Source organism: Rhizobium grahamii (genome assembly GCF_009498215.1).
Lineage (GTDB): Bacteria > Pseudomonadota > Alphaproteobacteria > Rhizobiales > Rhizobiaceae > Rhizobium > Rhizobium grahamii_A.
Map to the genome: position 1 here is coordinate 3,908,520 of NZ_CP043498.1, position 19,278 is coordinate 3,927,797.

The 19,278-nt window shown below is 61.8% G+C and carries 20 protein-coding genes, 1 tRNA gene, 1 pseudogene and 1 riboswitch; of the genes and pseudogenes, 9 read left to right on the plus strand and 13 right to left on the minus strand.

The genetic code is table 11. The features are described 5' to 3' along the window. Positions 1-29: 29 nt before the first annotated feature. Positions 30-108: riboswitch (SAM riboswitch) on the minus strand. 73 nt (positions 109-181) lie between these two features. From FZ934_RS18865 to FZ934_RS18880, 4 genes are all read left to right on the plus strand, one after another. Continuing rightward, positions 182-1,276, plus strand: coding sequence for a 2'-deoxycytidine 5'-triphosphate deaminase (locus tag FZ934_RS18865; protein ID WP_194273737.1), 1,095 nt, complete (start codon positions 182-184; stop codon positions 1,274-1,276). Between the two features lie 54 nt (positions 1,277-1,330). After that, positions 1,331-1,404: transfer RNA gene (locus tag FZ934_RS18870), tRNA-Gly, on the plus strand. A gap of 106 nt (positions 1,405-1,510) precedes the next feature. Further along, a complete protein-coding gene (locus FZ934_RS18875) occupies positions 1,511-2,584 on the plus strand; it encodes an acyltransferase family protein (RefSeq protein WP_153272316.1) in 1,074 nt (357 codons plus the stop codon). 136 nt (positions 2,585-2,720) lie between these two features. Further along, positions 2,721-2,909, plus strand: a complete 189-nt coding sequence (locus FZ934_RS18880) for a hypothetical protein (protein ID WP_153272317.1) — start codon at positions 2,721-2,723, stop codon at positions 2,907-2,909. A gap of 87 nt (positions 2,910-2,996) precedes the next feature. On the opposite strand, the gene FZ934_RS18885 is transcribed toward FZ934_RS18880, so the two are convergent. The 3 genes from FZ934_RS18885 to FZ934_RS28440 all read right to left on the minus strand — a co-directional run bounded on the left by FZ934_RS18885 (position 2,997) and on the right by FZ934_RS28440 (position 7,172). Continuing rightward, a complete protein-coding gene (locus FZ934_RS18885; RefSeq protein WP_153272318.1) occupies positions 2,997-5,012 on the minus strand; it encodes a methyl-accepting chemotaxis protein in 2,016 nt (671 codons plus the stop codon). Positions 5,013-5,217: 205 nt separating this feature from the next. Continuing rightward, entirely contained in the window at positions 5,218-6,015 is a 798-nt protein-coding gene (locus FZ934_RS28435) for a glycosyltransferase family 2 protein (protein ID WP_246778231.1), read from the minus strand. Continuing rightward, positions 6,012-7,172, minus strand: coding sequence for a glycosyltransferase (locus FZ934_RS28440; protein WP_246778230.1), 1,161 nt, complete (start codon positions 7,170-7,172; stop codon positions 6,012-6,014). The genes FZ934_RS28435 and FZ934_RS28440 overlap by 4 nt, the downstream gene beginning before the upstream one ends. 59 nt (positions 7,173-7,231) lie before the next feature. On the opposite strand from FZ934_RS28440, the gene FZ934_RS18895 reads away from it, so the two are divergent. Beyond that, positions 7,232-8,107, plus strand: coding sequence for a transporter substrate-binding domain-containing protein (locus FZ934_RS18895; RefSeq protein WP_153272319.1), 876 nt, complete (start codon positions 7,232-7,234; stop codon positions 8,105-8,107). Positions 8,108-8,121: 14 nt separating this feature from the next. Here FZ934_RS18895 and FZ934_RS18900 read toward each other — a convergent pair whose 3' ends face one another. From FZ934_RS18900 to FZ934_RS18920, 5 genes are all read right to left on the minus strand, one after another. Next, complete coding sequence (locus FZ934_RS18900) at positions 8,122-8,535, minus strand: tellurite resistance TerB family protein (protein ID WP_153269385.1); 414 nt, start codon at positions 8,533-8,535, stop codon at positions 8,122-8,124. Positions 8,536-8,587: 52 nt separating this feature from the next. Further along, the gene (locus tag FZ934_RS18905; RefSeq protein WP_153269386.1) at positions 8,588-9,322 is read right to left on the minus strand and encodes a thermonuclease family protein; all 735 of its coding nucleotides are present in this window, start codon (positions 9,320-9,322) and stop codon (positions 8,588-8,590) included. A gap of 11 nt (positions 9,323-9,333) precedes the next feature. Continuing rightward, a complete protein-coding gene (locus FZ934_RS18910; RefSeq protein WP_153269387.1) occupies positions 9,334-9,999 on the minus strand; it encodes a S24 family peptidase in 666 nt (221 codons plus the stop codon). A 104-nt stretch (positions 10,000-10,103) separates the two neighbouring features. Continuing rightward, positions 10,104-10,751, minus strand: coding sequence for a response regulator (locus FZ934_RS18915; protein ID WP_153269388.1), 648 nt, complete (start codon positions 10,749-10,751; stop codon positions 10,104-10,106). 89 nt (positions 10,752-10,840) lie between these two features. After that, positions 10,841-11,239, minus strand: coding sequence for a hypothetical protein (locus tag FZ934_RS18920; protein ID WP_153272320.1), 399 nt, complete (start codon positions 11,237-11,239; stop codon positions 10,841-10,843). Between the two features lie 107 nt (positions 11,240-11,346). On the opposite strand from FZ934_RS18920, the gene FZ934_RS18925 reads away from it, so the two are divergent. Both FZ934_RS18925 and FZ934_RS18930 read left to right on the plus strand, forming a co-directional pair. Then, complete coding sequence (locus FZ934_RS18925; protein ID WP_153269389.1) at positions 11,347-11,700, plus strand: DUF952 domain-containing protein; 354 nt, start codon at positions 11,347-11,349, stop codon at positions 11,698-11,700. Further along, positions 11,697-12,785 (plus strand): quinone-dependent dihydroorotate dehydrogenase, encoded by a 1,089-nt coding sequence (locus FZ934_RS18930; RefSeq protein WP_153269390.1) that lies wholly within the window; start codon positions 11,697-11,699, stop codon positions 12,783-12,785. The genes FZ934_RS18925 and FZ934_RS18930 overlap by 4 nt, the downstream gene beginning before the upstream one ends. On the opposite strand, the gene FZ934_RS18935 is transcribed toward FZ934_RS18930, so the two are convergent. Genes FZ934_RS18935 through FZ934_RS18945 form a run of 3 tightly spaced genes read right to left on the minus strand, consistent with a single transcriptional unit; the run spans position 12,761 to position 14,906 of the window. Beyond that, a complete protein-coding gene (locus FZ934_RS18935; RefSeq protein WP_153269391.1) occupies positions 12,761-14,107 on the minus strand; it encodes an MATE family efflux transporter in 1,347 nt (448 codons plus the stop codon). The two genes, FZ934_RS18930 and FZ934_RS18935, sit on opposite strands and share 25 nt — an antisense overlap. A gap of 33 nt (positions 14,108-14,140) precedes the next feature. Further along, the gene (locus tag FZ934_RS18940; protein WP_153269392.1) at positions 14,141-14,638 is read right to left on the minus strand and encodes a CAP domain-containing protein; all 498 of its coding nucleotides are present in this window, start codon (positions 14,636-14,638) and stop codon (positions 14,141-14,143) included. 1 nt (position 14,639) lies between these two features. Further along, positions 14,640-14,906 (minus strand): DUF6460 domain-containing protein, encoded by a 267-nt coding sequence (locus FZ934_RS18945; RefSeq protein WP_113364311.1) that lies wholly within the window; start codon positions 14,904-14,906, stop codon positions 14,640-14,642. Between the two features lie 146 nt (positions 14,907-15,052). Between FZ934_RS18945 and FZ934_RS18950 the strand changes: the two genes are divergently transcribed. Both FZ934_RS18950 and FZ934_RS18955 read left to right on the plus strand, forming a co-directional pair. Continuing rightward, positions 15,053-15,985 carry a methyltransferase gene (locus tag FZ934_RS18950; RefSeq protein ID WP_153269393.1) on the plus strand — a complete coding sequence of 311 codons (933 nt, stop codon included), beginning with the start codon at positions 15,053-15,055 and terminating at the stop codon, positions 15,983-15,985. Between the two features lie 205 nt (positions 15,986-16,190). Then, positions 16,191-16,826: a YitT family protein gene (locus FZ934_RS18955; protein ID WP_113364341.1), complete on the plus strand. Its 636-nt coding sequence runs from the start codon at positions 16,191-16,193 to the stop codon at positions 16,824-16,826. Positions 16,827-16,838: 12 nt separating this feature from the next. On the opposite strand, the gene pdeM is transcribed toward FZ934_RS18955, so the two are convergent. Next, a complete protein-coding gene (gene pdeM / locus FZ934_RS18960; protein WP_153272322.1) occupies positions 16,839-17,564 on the minus strand; it encodes a ligase-associated DNA damage response endonuclease PdeM in 726 nt (241 codons plus the stop codon). An 81-nt stretch (positions 17,565-17,645) separates the two neighbouring features. Next, positions 17,646-19,277 (minus strand): annotated as a pseudogene (locus FZ934_RS18965) (helicase-related protein); the annotation flags it as partial. Between the last annotated feature and the right edge of the window lies 1 nt (position 19,278).

Below are 19,278 nucleotides of genomic sequence, written 5' to 3' on the forward strand. Positions count from 1 at the left end.
CAACAAAAAAACCGGCCGCGAAAAGCAGACCGGTTTTGCACCCGGTCTATTTAGCCACTTGTTTAACGTGGCTGCAAGCCGACCGGCCAAATCACCACGGGATAAAGCTGCAATACTGCCGTTCCGTGCTTGCGTCAATTCCTCGAGTTTGGTTTTGTCTGCGGCAAAATATGGATGGGGCATGATGGCTCGCGAAACAGGAATATTGGCAGATCGCGCGATCGCTGCGTTGTTTGAAACGGGGCGGCTCATTTCCGAGCGCGATCTCGACAGCGACCAGATCCAGCCGGCGAGCCTCGATCTGCGGCTCGGTGCAAAGGCATTCCGCGTCCGCGCCAGCTTCATGCCAGGCCCGAACAGCCTCGTTTCCGACAAGCTCGACCGCCTCAAGCTGCATGTCGTCGACCTCAGTGAAGGCGCGGTGCTGGAAACCGGCTGCGTCTATATCGTTCCGCTGATGGAGCGCCTCGACCTTCCGGCAGATATGTCGGCTTCGGCCAATCCGAAAAGCTCGACCGGCCGCCTCGATATCTTCACGCGCGTCATTACCGATTACGCCCAGGAGTTCGACAAGATCCCGGCCGGCTATTCCGGCCCGCTCTACCTCGAAATCAGCCCTCGTACCTTCCCGATCGTCGTGCGTCGCGGCTCGCGCCTGTCGCAGATCCGCTTCCGCGTCGGCCATTCGGTCTTGGGTGACCCGGAATTGCTGGCGCTGCATGATGCCGAAACGCTCGTCGCCAGCAAGCAGCCGAACGTCTCGGGCGGCGGGATTGCGCTGTCGATCGACCTCGCCGGCGACAAGGACGGCTTGATCGGCTACCGTGGCAAGCACCACACCGCCGTTGTCGACGTCGACAAGAAGGCGCAGCACGACATCTATGATTTCTGGGAGCCGCTCTTTAGCCGCGGCCGCAACGAGCTGATCCTCGATCCGGATGAGTTCTACATCCTCGTGTCGCGCGAGGCCGTCCACGTGCCGCCGCATTACGCGGCCGAAATGACGCCTTTCGATCCGCTCGTCGGCGAATTTCGCGTCCACTATGCCGGCTTCTTCGACCCTGGCTTCGGCCATGCCCCCGCCGGCGGTCGCGGCAGCCGCGCTGTTCTGGAAGTGCGCAGCCACGAAGTCCCGTTCATCCTCGAGGACGGCCAGATCGTCGGCCGCCTGATCTACGAACACATGCTCGAACATCCCGCCAGCCTCTACGGCACGGGCCTCGGCTCCAACTATCAGGCGCAAGGCTTGAAGCTCTCCAAACACTTCCGCATCTGACGCGACCGCTGCCGCTTGACAGCGGCGGCCATCTGTTGGAAGTCTCCGTCTAGCGCGGGTGTAGCTCAATGGTAGAGCAGCAGCTTCCCAAGCTGAATACGAGGGTTCGATTCCCTTCACCCGCTCCAACTCTGCCGCCGTGCCCGTTTACCAAATTTCCGCTTTCCATTTTGCCGCCGCGTCGAAGCGCGCTAATCCCTACGGTGAATTTTCTCTTAATGAGAGCCCGAGGACATGGCCGAACGCAGGGAAATAAGACCGCTCACGGGCTTTCGCGGCGTCGCAGCCCTCGTGGTTGTCACCTATCATTTTTTCCTGGCGATGGGAGGGACGGCGCCCTTCCTGTTCGATCGCGGCTATCTGGCCGTCGATGCCTTCTTCGTGCTGAGTGGCTATGTTCTCGCCTACAACTACGATGCGACCTTCAGAGCCGGCGCGGATGTCGCAAAGTACGGCGAGTTTCTTTTCCGCCGGTTTGTTCGTCTCTATCCTGCCTACATCGTTATTCTGTCGCTTGGCGTTATCAAGCTGGCGATCAAGCCCGGGCTTGGCGATTTCACGGCCTGGGATGCCTTCTGCAATCTGTTCATGCTGACGGGCTGGGGCTTGCATGCCAAGCCGGTCGTCGGGCTTTCTTGGTCGGTGAGTGCCGAGATCTTCTGCTACGCGGCTTTTCCGCTCGTCCTCATGCTCGGACGATTAAAGGCGATCGGTACCGGTGTCGCCCTGCTCGGCTTGGCCTTGTTGATCGTCACGATCTCGAAAGTCGGTGGTGGCATCAGCGGACCGATGGATGTCGTATCCGACGTCACGGTCTTCCCATTGCTGCGCGCCCTGGCCGGTTTCAGCATCGGCGTCATCCTATGCGGTCTGGCGGCTCGCCGGGTGGCCTTCAGTGCTTCTGTCGCCGATCTCGGCACCCTGCTTGCGTGCCTTGCTGTCGTCGCAGCCGCCACCTTCGATCAGACCGATCTTGCAACCTACCTCTGCATCGTCGGCGCCGTCTTCTGGCTGGCCGCGGATTCGTCATTGTCGAATGCGCTGTTTGCGAACGGGCCGGTCTATCGGCTGGGTGAGATCTCTTATTCCCTTTACCTCATCCACCCGCTCGTCTTCAGCGCCTTCGGGCGGCCGATGCTCGCCCTTCAGCCGGTGATTGGAGCGAGAACGACCTTGGCGATAGCCTATGTCGTCTGCGTCGGCGCAACCATTTTGCTGGCTTCGCTGTCCTACCGCTTCGTCGAAATCGGCGGAAAACGGGCATTGATGCAGCTGCGTCAGAGCGTGCTTAAACCCGCAAGCAGATAATCGGTGGTGGCGGTTACGCCCTTTCGATTAGTTGACGATTATCTAATATATATGGTTAATTTTTAACTATTCTCCGGTACACGGAACAGAGGCGGCGTCAGGCCGTTATCGGCTCACGACGAGGAGGAATAGCGGGATGCTTCTGAAAATCTTTACTGCGAAACGCGATGCGGTCGATACCGGCGAAACCGGTACCTATGCCGACGGCTACCATATGCCGGAGCTGGAAACGGCCGCCTACAAGCGTGGCGACAGCCGTTCGTCCTACGAGCGCGATTACGGCCGTGGACGCAAGATCGAGGAAGTCCCGCTAGGCTTTGCCTGATCATCCTGACATCATATTCGGCTCCTGCTGAACGAAAATGGGCGGCCACTGGCCGCCCATTTCATTTATGCATCTACGATGATGCGATCAGAATTCCGTCCAGTCTGCATCCTTGCTGGGCTCGGCGCTGCCGAAGGCGCTTGCGAGCTTCTGGCCAAGCGCACGCGCTGGCGAGGAGGATGGTCGCGAAACGCCGGGTGTCGCGACGCGGACCGGCGCCTTGCGGGTGACGACTGGCTGGGTGGCCGGCCGTGGAGCAGTGGCTACCTGAGCAGGCGCAGAGCGCGCGCTCGTCGGTACGAAGTTTGTTGCCATGCCACCGGTACCAGTCAGCTTGAACTGATCAAGCAGATTGCCGAGCGTTGCCGCTTCGGTCGCGAGCCTGTGGCTGGCAGCCGTGCTCTCTTCGACCATTGCGGCATTCTGCTGCGTGCCCTGATCCATGGTGTTGACGGCGGTGTTGATTTCCTGAAGGCCGGTCGATTGCTCGCGTGCGGCTTCCGCAATCGCGTTGACATGCTGGTTGATCTCCTGCACCTCGTGGACGATCTCGTCCAGCGCCTTGCCGGTTTCACCGACGAGCGAAACGCCGGATTGGACGTGGTCGCTTGAGGTCGTGATCAGTGACTTGATCTCCTTGGCGGCATTGGCCGAGCGCTGCGCCAGTTCACGCACTTCCTGCGCGACAACGGCAAAACCCTTGCCCGCCTCGCCGGCACGCGCGGCCTCGACCCCGGCGTTGAGCGCCAGCAGGTTCGTCTGGAAGGCGATGTCGTCGATGACACCGATGATATTGCCGATCTCGACAGAAGATTGCTCGATCTGCTGCATCGCATCGACCGCCTTGCGCACGACATTGCCGGATTTCTCGGCGCCGTTCCGCGTCCTGGCGACCAGCGAGCGAGCTTCCTCTGCGCGCTTGGCAGCGTCCTTGACCGTCGTTGTGATCTCTTCCAGCGCAGCGGCGGTCTCCTCGACGGAGGCTGCCTGCTGTTCGGTGCGCTTGGCGAGTTCGTCGGCGGCCGCACGGATTTCGCTTGAGCCGGCCATGATCGCGCGGGCGTTGGTGCCAACGGTCTGCATGGTTTCGTTCAGCCTGTAGACCGAGTTGTTGAAGTCCTGACGCAGTGCGTCGAGATCGCCGACGAACGGCGTGTTGATCTGCGATGCGAGGTCGCCTGCGGCCAGGCGACGGAGACCATCGCCAAGGGCGCCAACGGCGCGCGACAGGTCAGCCGCTTCCGTGGCTTTTTGCGCCTCGCGCTCGCGCCGTTCGCTGTCGCCGAGATTGCGGTTTCGCTCTGCCTCGTTTTCGAGGCGGCCGCGTTCGATCGCATTGTCGCGGAATACGGCAACGGCTTCCGCCATCTGGCCGATTTCGTCGCGGCGATCGAGCCCGTCGATCGGGCTTGCCGTCTCGCCCTTGGCAAGACGCGTCATGCGTTCGCGCAGCTTCGCCATAGGCGAGGAGATGCCGGCCTGCGCGATCCATACGCTCAATCCGATCGCGCCGAGGACGGCGATGCCGATCAGCGCGAAACAGAGATCGATGCGTCCGTTGACGTTGGCCGAGAGTTCGTCGCCGCCATCGTTGAGAAGCGACATCAGCGCATCGTTGTTGGCGATCAGCTTCGGCGTTGCGAGATTGAGCTTGGCGTTCAGATCAGCGACGACAGCAAGTGCGCCCGGCTTGTCCTTTGCCTGCGCGAGCTGAGTGGCTTTGGCGGCCAGCGTCTCCATCTCGTCCACGCTTGCGATAAGCTCGTCGGTGGCCGGCTTGCGGCTCGGGACAAGCTGGGCGGACTGCTGCAGGCGCTCACGAGCCTGGGTGAACCTGTTCGGTGCTGCGAGGGCCGCGTTGAATTCCGGCGTGTCAGGCGTCAGGTTGACAATGAAGGTTGCCTGCAGCACGGCGGCATTGGCTGACGCGCTGGCGCGCGAAGCCTGCATGGCGGCGAGCGCTTCATGGTCGATGAAGGCGCTGTAGGCGGCGTCGGCGCCACGGAATTCGCTGACGGTATAGACGAGGCCGCCGATCGAGATCAGGCCAAGAAGTGCGACGACCGATATGATCTTGGTGCGGATTTTGAGATGTTTCAGCATGGAGATCCACTTGAGGTCCAGCGTTGCGCTGAACTGGCATTTTTGGAAAACGAGAAGGGCGATCTGAAGGGGCAGGGAAATGCCTGGAGTGGCTCGACATGCGCATCATGCGTCGCGGTCAGAAAAGGGCCGGCGTCGTCGGTCTCGAATAGAGTCGATATTGCTTAATGCGGACCTAACGGCCGAGGGATGTCCAACGAAATTTTTAAGCGTTTCCGCTTTTGGCTGAATGGAACCGAGCGGGATGCAACTTGCCTTTTGTAACGGTCGGCAGGTGCGGCGTCTTGCTCCAGAAAAACGGCTTGAAGGGAAGCTCAAGGGCTGCGCGCCAGGCCGCAAGCGAGATCATCAGCCAGTAGACGGGAACCGCCAGCCAGCGCCGGCCGATCTGCTGTCGTTCATCCCGAAGCATCGCGCGCCGACCGAGCAGGTAGAACAGGCTGTAGCTCATTATCGTGTTGGCGATGTCGAGCGTGAAAAGAATTTGTTCGGTGCTGCCGGGTGGCGGAAAGCCGAGCAGCAGATAGGTGGCGGTTGTCATCAACAGGACGATGAGCCAAGGATGGGCGAGGGAGGAGATCAGCATCCCACCGATCAGCAACTGGAAAACGGTGAATGCCCGCGGTCCCATCTCCTTCAGGAGCACGAGCGGCGAACGCATCATGACAAGCCAGGTCTGCAGCCAGCCCTTGAACCAGCGGGTCCGCTGGTTCAGCCAGACCTTCGCCGTCGTCGGCGCGTCTTCATACGTCGGGCAGTCGATGACGCCGCAGCGGTATCCGAGCCGGCAGAGCCGCATGCCGAGGTCAGCGTCCTCGGTGACGTTGTGCGGATCCCATCCGCCTGCTGCCTTCAGCTCCGTGACGCGCAGATGGTTCGACGTGCCGCCAAGCGGCATCGGCAGGCGGTAGCTCGCCAGCATCGGCAGCAGCATGCGAAACAGCGCGGCATATTCGAGCGCGAAGGAGGCGGTGATCCAGGAGGCGCTTCCGTTGGTGGTCACAAGCGGCGCCTGCAGGCAGACGACGTCAGCGGACTTGCCACGAACTCGGCGTGTGCGGCGCGCAACTGATCCGGATGCGGTCTATCTTCCGCGTCGTAGATGACGAGAAACTCGCCGCGCACGGCGGCCAGAGCATAGTTGAGCGCCTTGGGCTTGGTGCGCGGCTGCATCGCCGGCACCTCGACGATTTCGAATTGCGGTCCGAGCTCCTCGGCCCGCAGGGCGGCAATGGTCGGGTGATCGTCGGCTTCGCAGATGAGCTTGATGTCGAGCTTTGAGGCCGGCCAGTTCAGCCGTTTGAGAGCCGCCACAAGCTGGCCGGCGACTTCGGCCTCCTTGTAGAGGGCAACGAGCACCGTATAGACCGGCAGTCGGTCGGTTGTCTGCGGTATGGCTGCCGATTTGCGCGTATGGCCAAGAGCGAGCGCACGCAGCAGAATTGCCCCCATGTAGATCATTGAGACGGTCAAGTGCACGATGAGCCCGGTCGCTACACCGGACGCAAAGGCGGCGGCTGCGGCACAGAGGCCGAGCCCTGCCAGAAAACCCTGCTTGCCTGAAAGCACGATCCGCGCGCTGAACCCGGCTCGTGTATCGAACAGGTGTCGGGCGCTCTCCTTGACGCGACGCTCGGCGCCGCAGCGCCAGACGGCCTGCCGCAGTGCCGAGGGTGTCGTGATGACGGTTCGCTCCGAGAGCGTCGGGCGGTCGCGCATGAATGCGGCGATCTCGTCGAGTTTCGAGATCTCGGGCACGATTGCCAGAACGGCGCCGCTGACATGGTTGAGCCTGACCATGCGCGCATCGATCAGCTGCGTGTCCAGCGTCTTGCTGTCGGCGATCAACGGAGCGTCGATGGCGGGAAGAAACGAGAGCCTCAACGCTCGCGCCAAGCCGGCATAGTAACTGTCGGGATCGACCGTGCCGCTTGCAAGCAGTTCACGCTCTACGGTCGTACCATTGTTCCGAGCGGCGATCGCTGCGCGTGCGATGATCGGCTTCCCGATGCCGAACCTGAGCAGCGCATCGATTTCCACCTGGAACGAATCGAACGCCGCCCTTTGCGGAGCGGGCTGGTCGCGAGACGCTATAGCGATAGTGTGCGGCGCTGCCTGGTCGGCTTCCAGCCCACCCAGCGCATATTCCCCGATACGCATGACTCTGATACACCGTCGTTAGTTGTGGCAGTGCATGTTCATCCCCGAGGCGGATCATAATGGTGCGAATAAAACCGGCATCTCTCAATCTTAAGGGGTTTTTCTTCTTATGGCTGTCAGTGGTTGCATTTCTCACCCCTAAAATGCTGCTTGCGCAGCAATCGGCGCCATCCTTGCCGCTCCTCTTTGATTCCAGGGAGCGATTGGCCAAGCCCGATCTGTCTGCGCTGGTACGCCTTCGCTTCCTGACCTCGGTCGATTTTCCGCCATTCAATTTCATGGATCAGAACGGCAAGCTCTCCGGCTTCAACGTCGATCTCGCTCGCGAGATCTGCGCCGAACTGGAGATTGCCGACAAGTGCCAGATCCAGGCTCTGCCGTTCGCGGACCTGAAGGACGCGCTCGCGGCTTCGCAGGGTGATGCCGTGATCGCGGGTGTTGCGGTCAGCGAGCAGCTGCGCAGTCAGTTTGCCTTTTCACGTCCGTACCTGATGCTGCCAGCTCGCTTTGCGCGCAATCTGAAGGCGCCGCTTCAGGGGGAAAGCGCCGCTGCCCTCGCGGACCGACCGGTTGGCGTCGTGAAGGCGACGGTTCACGAAGCGATGCTGGCTGCCTATTTCCCCAAGGTGAAGGCCGTGGCGTTTGACAGCAAGGAGGCGCTGCTCACCGCATTGAAGGATGGCAAGGTGGAGGCAGCCTTTGCAGATTCCCTGCAGCTTTCCTTCTGGGTGGCGTCGCAGGCCTCAGGCAATTGCTGCGCACTCTTCGATGGCCCCTACACCTCGGAACGCTTTCTCGGTGAGGGCATGACGATCATGCTGCGCCAGAAGGACGATGTCTTGCGAGCGGCCTTCGACCATGCGCTGGCCGCGTTGTCACGCAGCGGCCGTCTCCAGGAAATCTACCTGCGTTATTTCCCTTACGGCCTCTATTGAGCGGAAACGGCTGATCAGCCCTTGCGGAAGCGTGCGATCGCGCTGCGTTCGATGGCGGCGCAAGTGAGCTTGTCCAGACCGAAGCGATCGCGAAGCAGGCTGAGCAGGCGCAGTTCCTCGGCCTTGACGGAAAGATCTGCCGAAGCGACTTCCACGGCAAGCGCATAGGCCGTGTCGTAGAGGCGGACCGGCAGCGTGTCCTTGACGGTTTCGAGCACGATGTCGAGCCCCTCGGGTCCAGCGAGAAGGGCGGCGCAGTCGCGGGCCACCGAAATAAGCTTGTCGTCGTCGAAACCTCTGAAGACCGGCAGAAAGCCGATCAACTGGCCGATTCTTTCCATCTCGCGATCATTCATCGTGCTGTCGACGGCGGAGGCCATCACCATCACGTAGATCAGTGCGTCGTGGGGCGAAAGCGGCTTGTTCATGCGGGAAAGGTCCTCTCTGTTGGACACAGAGTTTAGGGAGTGGCCGGCGGCATTACAAGGGATCGGACGGCCCTTCCGGCAGTGGTTCCGTCGCTGGTGTCAGCGGATCGCCCTTGCGCGGATCATCGCCATAGATCCCTTTCTTCTCGTCCTTCGCAGTCTTTCCGATGTCCGCCAGGGACGAACCCTCCGACGGTGCGGCCCAGCCGTTTTCCACCAGCCATCGCGAAATGTCCTGCGCGCCGATCTTGCACGATGCGCTTGTTGTTCCGCTCCAGCTCGCGTTGTCGAGGTCGCAATGCACCGTGCGCAACCGCAGAAACAGCCGGAAATTGGTCTTCGCCAGCATGCCGCAAGGCCATTCTCCTCCGTCGGTGCCATTGCAGACCTTGTCTGAAGGTGTCGCTTCTATCCCCGCAAGCTGCAGACGACGGTCGCCGAAGCCGAGAATGCCGGCGCTCTCGGCAACGGGACGCGGTAGATCAACGCCGTTGTCCGCTTTCACTTTCGGCGTTTCCGGGATTGCCGCAGCCACGCGTTCCAACGGTTTTCCATCGACGCTGGCCGGGTAGAACTGGCTTGCGTCATCGATGGGCCGGGCGTTCATGCTGGCGGCGGGATCGGTGGTCGGGGCAGGCGCTGCTTCCATAAGCGGGGGTGAAGTTGCTTCATCGTCGGCCGCCGCCGTTTGCTGCGTATCGGTCCGCAGACGCTGGCCACCGGTGGCGATCAGTGCGACCACAATCCCGATCCCCGCAACAGACGTGAGTATTGTCGCAGGACGCATGGAAGATTTTCCTATTGGCTCGCCCAGATGATACGGGCAATCCAGTCTACGTCGGAAAGCTCGATCGTCCGGTTCGGATGCTCAGGGTTCAGCGACATCAGCTCTATCGAACGCGGGCTCTGGCGCAGCAGCACCTTCGCCATCACCTCGCCCTCACGCGTCTTGACGACGACGCGGTCGTTGCGGCGAACCTGGGCGCCTGGCTCGACGATCAGCACGTCACCGTCGCGATAAAGTGGCATCATGCTTTCGCCCTGGACTTCCAGCGCATAGACGCCAGCCTTCTGCGATGGCGCGGCGGGAAACTCGACGACATCCCAGCCCTGTCCGGCCGGAAAACCGCCGTCGTCGAAGAAGCCGCCGGCACCCGCCTGCGCAAAGCCGAGAAGGGGAATGGAGCTGCCCTGCGGCGGAAACGCACCCTCGGGGAGGGAGGAAAAGCCTTTGGCGGGCCGCATGAAGGTCAGAAACTGCTCCATGCTGGCGCCTGTCGCATCCAGTACCTTGGCAATTGATTCCGTTGATGGCCAACGAAGACGTCCATCGGCAGAAAGTCGCTTGGATTTGTTGAACGAGGTCGGGTCGAGGCCTGCACGTCGGGCAAGACCTGACGGCGTCAGGTCATGCCGTTCGGCAAGCCTGTCGATCGCTCCCCAGATCTGCTCGTGTGACAGCATGTTTCAATCCGTGCGCCTGCATGCGGAGATATTTCAATCCGCTGAAATATTAGCTGCAAGCTTTACGGGAGTAAAGAGACGAGAGGAATAAAATCCTCTTCCTCTCAGGCGACGAGCGCCATGTTGATCTTGCCGAGCTGGATCACGGCCTGTGTGCGGCTGTCGACATTCAGCTTGAGCAGGATGGCTGAGACATGCGCCTTGATCGTAGCCTCGGAAACACCGAGCTCATACGCGATCTGCTTGTTCAGCAAGCCTTCTGCCAGCATCGTCAGCACGCGGCTCTGCTGTGGCGTGAGCGTATGCAGCCGGTGGATCAGGTCGGCGACATCAGGATCCTGTTCCTGTCCGTCGCGATAGCTTTCGGGCGTGGCGATATCGCCGGCAAGAACCGTCTGGATGCCGTGGCGGATGTCCTCGATGCCAGATGATTTCGAGATGAACCCGGATGCGCCGAGTTCAAGGGCGCGACGGATGGTCGTCGCGTCGTCCGTTGCGGAAATGATGACGATCGGCAGGCCGGTAAACTCGGAGCGCAGCGCCATCAGGCCGGAAAAGCCGCTGACGCCGGGCATCGAAAGATCGAGCAGCATCAGCTCGGCGTCTGGATGTGTGCCGGCCGCCATTCGGGCAGCGGCGAAATCGCCGGCTTCGACGATATCAGGATGGCCTTCCATACCGATCACCGCCTGGCGAAGCGCATCCCGAAAAAGCGGGTGATCGTCGGCGATGATGATTGTCTGTTCCTGCATCGATCACTCCCTCCCAAGAGCTCGATTGCCCCGCATGGCGCGTACTCCCTATACGCTCCATGCCTCAATTCCGATCTGACTATATCAAATCAGGTCTTTTGCGGAAGGGCATTGCGTTGGTCTTCACTTTGGAATTCCTTCACTATCCCCATGAAGCTGCGCATCCAGCGCTCCATGATGCCGATCGAGCGGTCGATTTCGGCGTCCGAGGGCAGCGCCTTGTTGACAATGCTCTTGTTCTCAAGCGCCGTGACGCGGGCCGAAAGCCGGTCGAGTTCCTGTTCGTAGGCAGCGCGCTCATCGGCGGCCATGCGGCAGACGAGCGCGCCGTCCTTCTCCTCGTAGAGCGACATCGCGCCTGTCTGCTTGTCGAGCCGCACGAAATGGTCGCCGCTACGCTCGAGTTGGAACCGCGACGTGTCCGCCTCGGCGGCATAAGCGCCGAGCGGCAGAAGAAGAATGAAAAGGCCGATTGCGATATTTCTCATGGTTTCCTCCGGAAATCTCGGTGGCTGCCGCATTTTTCGCGGCGAGGCGTGGACATCGCCGTCGCTTTGCGGCAAAGCCCGGAAAGACCAGCCATTCTGAGGCCATCATGACCCTGACACCCACGCTTTACAAGATCGTGACGGAAACGCTCTGGCAGGAGGCGAAGGCCGCCGGTGTTTTTCGCGGGGCTACGATCGACCTCACGGACGGCTATATCCACTTCTCGACAGCCACACAGGTCAAGCAGACGGCGGCGCTCTATTTCGCCGGCCAGACCGGGTTGATGCTCGTTGCCGTCGACAGCGGCAAGTTCGGCGACGAGCTCGTCTTCGAGCCATCGCGCGGCGGCGCTCTCTTCCCGCATCTCTATGCGGAGCTGCCACTGTCGGCCGTGCTGTGGGAGGCGCCGCTTCCCCTCGATGTCGCCGGCCAGCATATTTTTCCGGACCTTGCACCATGATCGATCTTTTCAAGCACGCCGCCCGCAAGGGTCTTTTTCTCTTCGACCCTGAAACCGCGCACGGCATGTCGATTGCCGCGCTGAAAACAGGTGCGGTGCCGGCCTGCCGGATCGCGCCGGATCCACGCCTGCGGCAGACCGTTGCCGGGCTCGATTTTATCAATCCGATTGGCATGGCAGCCGGCTACGACAAAAATGCTGAAGTTCCGGAAGCACTGCTGAGGATCGGTTTCGGCTTCACCGAGATCGGCACCGTGACGCCGAAGCCGCAGCCCGGCAATCCGCGTCCCCGCATCTTCAGACTGGTCGAGGATGAGGGCGTCATCAACCGCCTCGGCTTCAACAATGAAGGCCATGACGCTGCCTTGGCGCGGCTGTCGGGCATTCGCGGCAACGGCATGATCGGCGTGAACATCGGTGCCAACAAGGATAGCGAAGATCGCATCGGCGATTATGTCCTCGGCATCCGCCGCTTCTACTCCGTGGCGCGCTATTTCACCGCCAACATCTCGTCGCCAAACACGCCCGGCCTGCGCGATCTCCAGGCGCGCGAAAGCCTGGCAGCTCTCTTGTCGGCAGTGCTTGCCGCCCGCGACGCCGAAGCCGAGAAGGCAGGCAGAAAGATCCCGGTCTTCCTGAAGATCGCGCCCGATCTCACGGAAGAAGGCATGGACGACATCGCTGCCGAAGCGTTGTCGCACGCTCTGGATGGCCTGATCGTTTCGAACACCACGCTGTCGCGCGAGGGTCTAAGCGATCAGCGTCAGGCGAAGGAGGCGGGAGGACTGTCCGGCAAGCCGCTCTTCGACAAATCGACTGCTGTTCTCGCCAGAATGCGCAAGCGCGTCGGCAGTGCTATGCCGATCATCGGCGTCGGCGGCGTTTCATCAGCCGAAACGGCGCTGGAGAAGATCAAGGCCGGTGCCGATCTTGTGCAGCTCTATTCCTGCATGGTCTACGAAGGCCCGGGCCTGCCGGGAACGATCGTTCGCGGCCTCTCGAAGCTGCTTGATCGGGAGCAGGTCAAGTCAATCCGCGACCTCAGGGACACGAAGACGGACTACTGGGCGGCCCGGAACGTCTGATCTGCCCGCGGCCTGACGAGCATCGCCAGGAATACGCCGCGAAAAAGCAAAAAGCCGTTCATCGCCAGCCATAGGCCATGGTTACGAAACAGCGGCACGAAGACTGCGAGCGCGATCAGATAGGCGGCAAACGACATCAACATCCTATTGCGCATGTCGGTCGACCATGTGGCGCCGATGAACACGCCGTCCATCAGGAAGGCCAGCGCGCCCGTCAACCCGGTGACGGCGGCCCAGGGAAGATAGGCTTCGGCTGCCTGCTGGACTTCGGGCGACGTGGTGAGCACCGAAATCAGCCAGGGGCCAGCCAGCAGGAAGAATACGGAAATGATACCGGCAAGCCCGAAAGACCAGAGTGCCGTCAGCTTCAGCCCGCGGTCGAAGGCAGGGCGGTAGCGCGCCCCGATCGCCCGTCCGGTGATCTGCTCGGCGGCGTTGGCAAGGCCATCGAGATAATATCCTGACAGCAGGAAGAAGTTCATCAGCACCGCGTTGGCCGCCAGCGTCACCGCCCCGAAGCTTGTGCCGATCCGCGTCATCAGTGTGAATGCGGCTAGGAGCACGAACGTTCGGATCAGAATGTCGCGGTTCAGCGCGAAGAGTTCCGCCAGCCGGTGCCGTGAAAAGATCTCCGCGCGCGTTGGTCGCTCTGCACTGTCGAAACCGCTGAGAACGATGAGCAGGCCAACAACTGCCCCCGCCGTTTCGCCGACCATCGTGCTCCAGGCGACGCCAGCCACGCCCCAGTCGAGCCAGAGACCGAGCAAGATTGCCAGCACGATGTTGGTGCCGTTGATGATTGTTTGCAGCAGCAGGCCGACGCTCCCCTGGCCGCGTCCGAGCACGAAACCGAGGATCGCATAGTTGGCAAGTGCTGCCGGCCCGGCGAGAATGCGGATGGAAAAGTAGGTGCTGGTGGCCGCCGCAACGGCATTCTCCGGTCCCATCAGCTTCAATCCCGCCGCCAGAAGCAGCGGCGAAAGACAGAGAAGCGCTGCGCCGCAGCCGAGTGCCGAGATCAGCGCTCGCCAGAAGACGCCTTGCTGGGCATGTCGGTCATGCCGTCCGAACGCCTGAGCCGTCAGTCCGGTCGTGGAAGCGCGCAGGAAGTTGAAGCTGCCGAGGATAAGATCGAACAGCATGGCGCCGATCGCCAGTCCCGCCAAAGCGTCCGGCTGACCCATGTGGCCGACGACACCGGTGCCGACGAGGCCGAGCAGCGGCGTCGTGATGAAGCCGAGCGTCATTGGAATGGCGATCGACAGCACCAGCCGGTGCGTTACGTCGAATGCCAATCCGTTTTCGCGACTGCCGGTATCCATGCCTGCCTCTATTCAGATGAGGCAAGAATCGCCTCAGGTCGACAGTACCATTGCCCAGTAAGGCACGTTTCTGGAAGCCGGATTGTGCGCAACGGCAACGCCGATGCCGTTATACCTGCCGAGCATGTTTTCCAGATGATGCGGGGAGTTGATCCAAGCGGTCACAACGGCCGGGACCGACTGTTGACCGGCGGCGATATTCTCGGCGGCAGGCAGCCGGACGCCACTCGCCTTGACGCGCGGCCCGAAACCATCGGCGATGCCCATCACATGCTTCATCTTGCCCGCCGATGCCATACGCTTGGCCTGGAACAAGGCGGCAGCCGTGGCTGCCGGGTCGATCGAGAGCGGAGGCAGGCCATTCTTGGCGCGCAACTGGTTGACGAGCGGCAAGGCAGCAGCCGTCTGGTCCTCGCCATCGGAAGGCGTCGAGGGCTTTTGCGGCGCGGTCGCGCAGCTTGCAACGCCTGCGACAAGCGCAAGCCCGGAGACGCGTAGCAGACCGCGACGTGAGAGAATGAAAGAGGTCATGTTACCGGCGATAGCTGAAGAGACGGATGACGAGGAAGATCGGGATCACGACGGTGGCGCCGAGCAGCAGGTAGTCGCCGACGCGGCCGAGTGCGGAGAAGCCGCGATGCCAGACTTCCAGAATGAAATTGCGGACGCCGTAGACGAAATCGAGCGGTGCCCAACCGAAGACGGCCATGATGAAGCCGACGATCAGCGACACCACCAAAAGCTTGACCAACGTACGGCCGAGCGAGTCGCCGAGAAACTTGTTCACCTGATCGGACATGCACCATCTCCTGTTCATCCCTGAAATACGGGCGCGAATCGTCGCTCGCAAGCCTTTTTCAGGTCTGGCGCCTTCGCCTCTGAAATAGGACTTGAGTTTTTTTGTGGCCGCAGCCAAATGCGGGCCGATCCCAACAGGTCTTCACCATGCAGCCGAACCAGCTCACTTCAGGCGACGTCATCGCCGATCGCCGCGCCGACTATGCCAAGATGCTCGACGAAAGCGGTGAGCCGGATGCCGCCGCCGAACTCATGGAGCAGGCGCTGGAGCTCGTGCCGGGTTGGGCGGCCGGATGGTACCGGCTGGCAGCTTACCGCGAGAAGGCCGGCAACAAGATTGGCGCGATCGAGGCCTACAGGCAGACCCTGGCGGCAAGCCCGGACGATATCTTCGGCGCGGGGCTCAAGCTTGCGCTGCTTGGCGACATCGAGACGCCCGACCAGCCGCCGAGCAGCTATGTGGAGCGCCTGTTCGACGACTATGCGGATCGCTTCGAAACCTCGCTGGTCGAGAAGCTTGACTACAGCGTTCCGGCAAAGCTCGCCGCCCTCGTTGCGACGACCGGACGCGACTATGCTCTCGCCGTCGACCTCGGCTGCGGCACCGGCCTTATGGGACCAGAGATCCGCGACCACGTCGCGCGGCTCGAGGGTTTCGATCTGTCACAGAACATGCTCGCCAAAGCAGCCGAGAAGCATGTCTACGATCATCTGGCGCAGGCCGATCTCTCGCTGCCACCGGAAGCAACAGGCCTCTTTGCCGATGGCGCGCTGCATCGCGCCGATCTGGTCACGGCAGCCGACGTGCTGATGTATCTCGGCAATCTTGAAAGCGTCTTCGAGGCGGTCGCTGCGCTGACGGGACCGGGTGCCGATTTCGCCCTTTCCGTCGAGGATGCCGGCGGAGGAGAGGGCTTCCACCTCGCGCCGTCGCTGCGATATGCGCATTCGGAAACCTACGTAAGGGCCCTGTGCGACCGTCACGGTCTGGAAGTTGTCACCGTGAACAAAACGCCCATTCGCAAAGATGGCGCGAATGTCATTTCGGGCATTCTGTTCCTTACGCATAAGCCAGCGTAACGGAACGATTCTTGCGAAGTGATAATAGGTCAGCATTGCTTACGTATTTCGCTTGATTGCCCGGCGAAATCCCTGATAATCTTTAGCAATTCGCCGCGTAGGATTGTCGCAAGAGCCTCAGCGGAATTCATTCTTCATCTACATTCCGCGTCGCTCGGGTTTCCCGGGCGTTCTTGAACTCGTCTGCCGTTTGGGGATCAACGACATGGCACAGCTCATCAATGCCCTTGGTTTCTGGAACACCAGCGCCACCCGCCATACGCCTGTCGAGGACGTACAGGGGATTTTCTCGGGCAGCCTGATTGCTGCGCTCGGGCTTTACATGCTGGCGAGCGCCGGGCTTCTGACCGGGAGCACCGCCGGCATCGCGTTCCTGCTCCACTATGCCTTTGGCCTGAATTTCGGCCTTGCTTTCTTCCTTCTCAACCTGCCGTTCTTCTATCTCTCCTGGAAGCGCCTCGGCGTGGCCTTTACGGTGAAGACCTTCATTGCCATCGGTCTCACCTCGCTGATGACGAACCTGCAGCCGAAGGTCATGGATATTTCCGCCATTCACCCGGCGTGGGCAGCGCTTCTTGGCGGCGTCTTGCTGGGCTTCGGCCTGCTGGCGCTCTACCGTCACCGCGCCAGCCTCGGCGGCGTCGGCATCCTCGGCATCTACATGCAGGAGCGGTTCGGCATCCGCGCCGGCCTGGTGCAGATGGCGATCGATCTCTGCGTCCTTGCCGCCGCCTTCTTCGTCACCACGCCGCCTGTCGTGTTCTATTCGGTTCTCGGCGCGGTGGTGCTGAACCTCTTCGTCGCCATCAATCACCGGGCAGACCGCTACATCGCGCTCTGAGACGCGCCGCAATCAGCCGACGAGATTGCCGAACCTGACGGAATAGATCCGGTCGCGCCCGAGCAGGTGCGCGATCAGCGCATTGTGGTCGAAGAGGCCCTTCATCGCCTTGTGGCGAAGATCGAGGCCACCGGTCATGACGCCGAATGCCGGCATCAGCAGTCGGGCGCCGTCGGTGGCAAAGCACGGGCGGCGGACGGATTTCTCACGACGACGAACGGTCGCGGCCGGATGCAGATGCCCGGCAATCTCGCCCTTCTGCAGGCCGCCTTTCGGTTCATGCCGGAAGGTCAGCCCGCCATAGTGCATTTCGTCGACGGAGGCGCCTGGCAGGTCGACCGTGCCGGCGGGATCATGGTTGCCGTTGATCCAGATCCATTCGCGGCCGCGCGCCATTTCCGCAATCAGGCTCCGGAATGCTTCTGGCAGGTGCGCCGAGCCGACGCGGTCGTGGAAGTTATCGCCGAGAGAGACCACCAGCTTCGGGTCGTAGCGGGTGATGACGGCCGAAAGCACGGTCAGCGTTGCGAGCGTATCGTAGGGCGGCAGCATCATGCCGCGACGGGCGAAGGCCGCACCTTTTTCCAGGTGCAGATCGGATACGACGAGAATGCCGGCATCGGGCATGTAGAGCGCGCCGAGCGGGTCGCAGACGGCAGCAACGCCATGCACGGCGGTCTCAACGCCAGGCAGCGTGGCCACTCCGTTCAATTCACGCGCAAGCGCCAGGCGGTTCATCAATCTCGTCGATCTTGATCCTTAAGCGCTTCCTCAGGCAGCGCTCGTTATCGTGCGAGCCGGATAGCGATCCGGCATTATCTAGGCCAGTGCCTCGGCAATCAGATCATCCGCCGCTTCCGCCAGCACTGCGTCATGCGCTTCCCATGCACCGGCTCTTTGCCGATCTCCAGCATGACCGGAACCGCCAGCGGCGAGATGTGGTCGAGCGCACGATGCGTGATGTGGCCCTTGATTCGCCTGAGCATATCGCCAAGCCGTGAAATATCCAAAAGCCCGGTCGCCGCATCCTGCCGTGTCGCCTGCAGCAGGATGTGATCCGGCTCGTGGGTTCGAAGCACATCGTAGATCAGATCGGCCGACACCGTGACCTGTCGCCCGGTCTTTTCCTTGCCCGGGTGACGGCGCTCGATCAAGCCTGCAATCACGGCGCAATTGCGGAAGGTGCGCTTCAAGAGAAAGGATTCGTCGAGCCAGCTTTCGAGATCGTCGCCCAGCATGTCCTCATCGAAGAGATCGGCGAGGCTGAGCCGGCCGTTCTGGATCATCAGCCCCATGTCTTCGAAGCCCCAGATGCGAGCGAATAATCCGTCGCGACGAAGCCGAGCGGCTTGGCGCCGGCCCGCTCGAGCCGCCGCGTCAGCAGCATGCCGAGCGTTTGGTGCGCCAGCCGCCCTTCGAAGGGATAGACGACCATGTAGCAGCGGCTGCCGCGCGGGAAGGTTTCGATCAGCAGTTCGTCGCGCTTCGGCAACATCGACTTCTCGTTCTGGATCGCCAGCCAGTCGCGCACCTGATCCGGCAGATGGTGCCAGCGATCAGGATCGGCGATCATCGAACGCACCTGATCGGCCAGATAGGTGGAGAGCGGAAACTTGCCGCCGGCGTAGGAGGGGATCTTCGGGTCCATCGAGAAGGCTTGCGAAGCCAGCGCCTCGTTCTCGCGGATGCCCTCGAAGCGGAGCACCTTGCCGGCGAAAATGAAGGTGTCGCCGGGCGACAGCTGCTCGAAGAAATACTCCTCCATCTTGCCGAGCGTCGCACCACCGCGACCGATCCGGCCGCCTTCGCCGCGCTTGACCATGCGCAGGTTGAGCATCGGGCTTTCAACGATGGTGCCGAGATTCAGCCGGTATTGCTGCGCCACCTGCGGGTTGGAAACGCGCCAGCGTCCCTCCTTGGTCTTGCGAATGCGGGCGTAGCGCTCATAGGTGCGCAGCGCATAGCCGCCCGTCGCAACGAAATCGACGACGCGCTCGAAGGTCTCCCAGGAGATATCCGCATATGGCGAGGCGCTGGTGATCTCATCGTAGAGCTCCAGCATGTCGAATGGCTCGGCGCAGGCCATGCGAGCACATGCTGTGCCAGTGCATCGAGCGCACCCTTGCCGACGGGCGGCGTGTCCTGCGCGCCGATATAGTTCGCGTCGAGCGCGGCCTGGCATTCCATCACCTCGAAGCGGTTGGCCGGCACGAGGATCGCCTTCGAGGGCTCATCCATGCGGTGATTGGCGCGGCCCTGCGCTGGGCAAGCCGCGACGCACCCTTTGGCGCACCCACATGGACGACGAGATCGACATCGCCCCAGTCGATGCCGAGGTCAAGCGTCGAGGTAGCAACGACCGCCCGCAGCCGGTTTGCCGCATCGCGGCCTCCACCTTGCGGCGCTGCCGACATCGAGCGAACCGTGATGCAGCGCGATCGGCAGGTTCTCC

Bases quoted from the DNA above. Each gene is read 5' to 3' on its own strand.
- FZ934_RS18865 (WP_194273737.1), top strand. From the start codon at position 182: ATGATGGCTCGCGAAACAGGAATATTGGCAGATCGCGCGATCGCTGCG.
- FZ934_RS18875 (WP_153272316.1), top strand. From the start codon at position 1,511: ATGGCCGAACGCAGGGAAATAAGACCGCTCACGGGCTTTCGCGGCGTC.
- FZ934_RS18880 (WP_153272317.1), top strand. From the start codon at position 2,721: ATGCTTCTGAAAATCTTTACTGCGAAACGCGATGCGGTCGATACCGGC.
- FZ934_RS18885 (WP_153272318.1), bottom strand. From the start codon at position 5,012: ATGCTGAAACATCTCAAAATCCGCACCAAGATCATATCGGTCGTCGCA.
- FZ934_RS28440 (WP_246778230.1), bottom strand. From the start codon at position 7,172: ATGCGTATCGGGGAATATGCGCTGGGTGGGCTGGAAGCCGACCAGGCA.
- FZ934_RS18895 (WP_153272319.1), top strand. From the start codon at position 7,232: ATGGTGCGAATAAAACCGGCATCTCTCAATCTTAAGGGGTTTTTCTTC.
- FZ934_RS18900 (WP_153269385.1), bottom strand. From the start codon at position 8,535: ATGAACAAGCCGCTTTCGCCCCACGACGCACTGATCTACGTGATGGTG.
- FZ934_RS18905 (WP_153269386.1), bottom strand. From the start codon at position 9,322: ATGCGTCCTGCGACAATACTCACGTCTGTTGCGGGGATCGGGATTGTG.
- FZ934_RS18910 (WP_153269387.1), bottom strand. From the start codon at position 9,999: ATGCTGTCACACGAGCAGATCTGGGGAGCGATCGACAGGCTTGCCGAA.
- FZ934_RS18915 (WP_153269388.1), bottom strand. From the start codon at position 10,751: ATGCAGGAACAGACAATCATCATCGCCGACGATCACCCGCTTTTTCGG.
- FZ934_RS18920 (WP_153272320.1), bottom strand. From the start codon at position 11,239: ATGAGAAATATCGCAATCGGCCTTTTCATTCTTCTTCTGCCGCTCGGC.
- FZ934_RS18925 (WP_153269389.1), top strand. From the start codon at position 11,347: ATGACCCTGACACCCACGCTTTACAAGATCGTGACGGAAACGCTCTGG.
- FZ934_RS18930 (WP_153269390.1), top strand. From the start codon at position 11,697: ATGATCGATCTTTTCAAGCACGCCGCCCGCAAGGGTCTTTTTCTCTTC.
- FZ934_RS18935 (WP_153269391.1), bottom strand. From the start codon at position 14,107: ATGGATACCGGCAGTCGCGAAAACGGATTGGCATTCGACGTAACGCAC.
- FZ934_RS18940 (WP_153269392.1), bottom strand. From the start codon at position 14,638: ATGACCTCTTTCATTCTCTCACGTCGCGGTCTGCTACGCGTCTCCGGG.
- FZ934_RS18945 (WP_113364311.1), bottom strand. From the start codon at position 14,906: ATGTCCGATCAGGTGAACAAGTTTCTCGGCGACTCGCTCGGCCGTACG.
- FZ934_RS18950 (WP_153269393.1), top strand. From the start codon at position 15,053: ATGCAGCCGAACCAGCTCACTTCAGGCGACGTCATCGCCGATCGCCGC.
- FZ934_RS18955 (WP_113364341.1), top strand. From the start codon at position 16,191: ATGGCACAGCTCATCAATGCCCTTGGTTTCTGGAACACCAGCGCCACC.
- pdeM (WP_153272322.1), bottom strand. From the start codon at position 17,564: ATGAACCGCCTGGCGCTTGCGCGTGAATTGAACGGAGTGGCCACGCTG.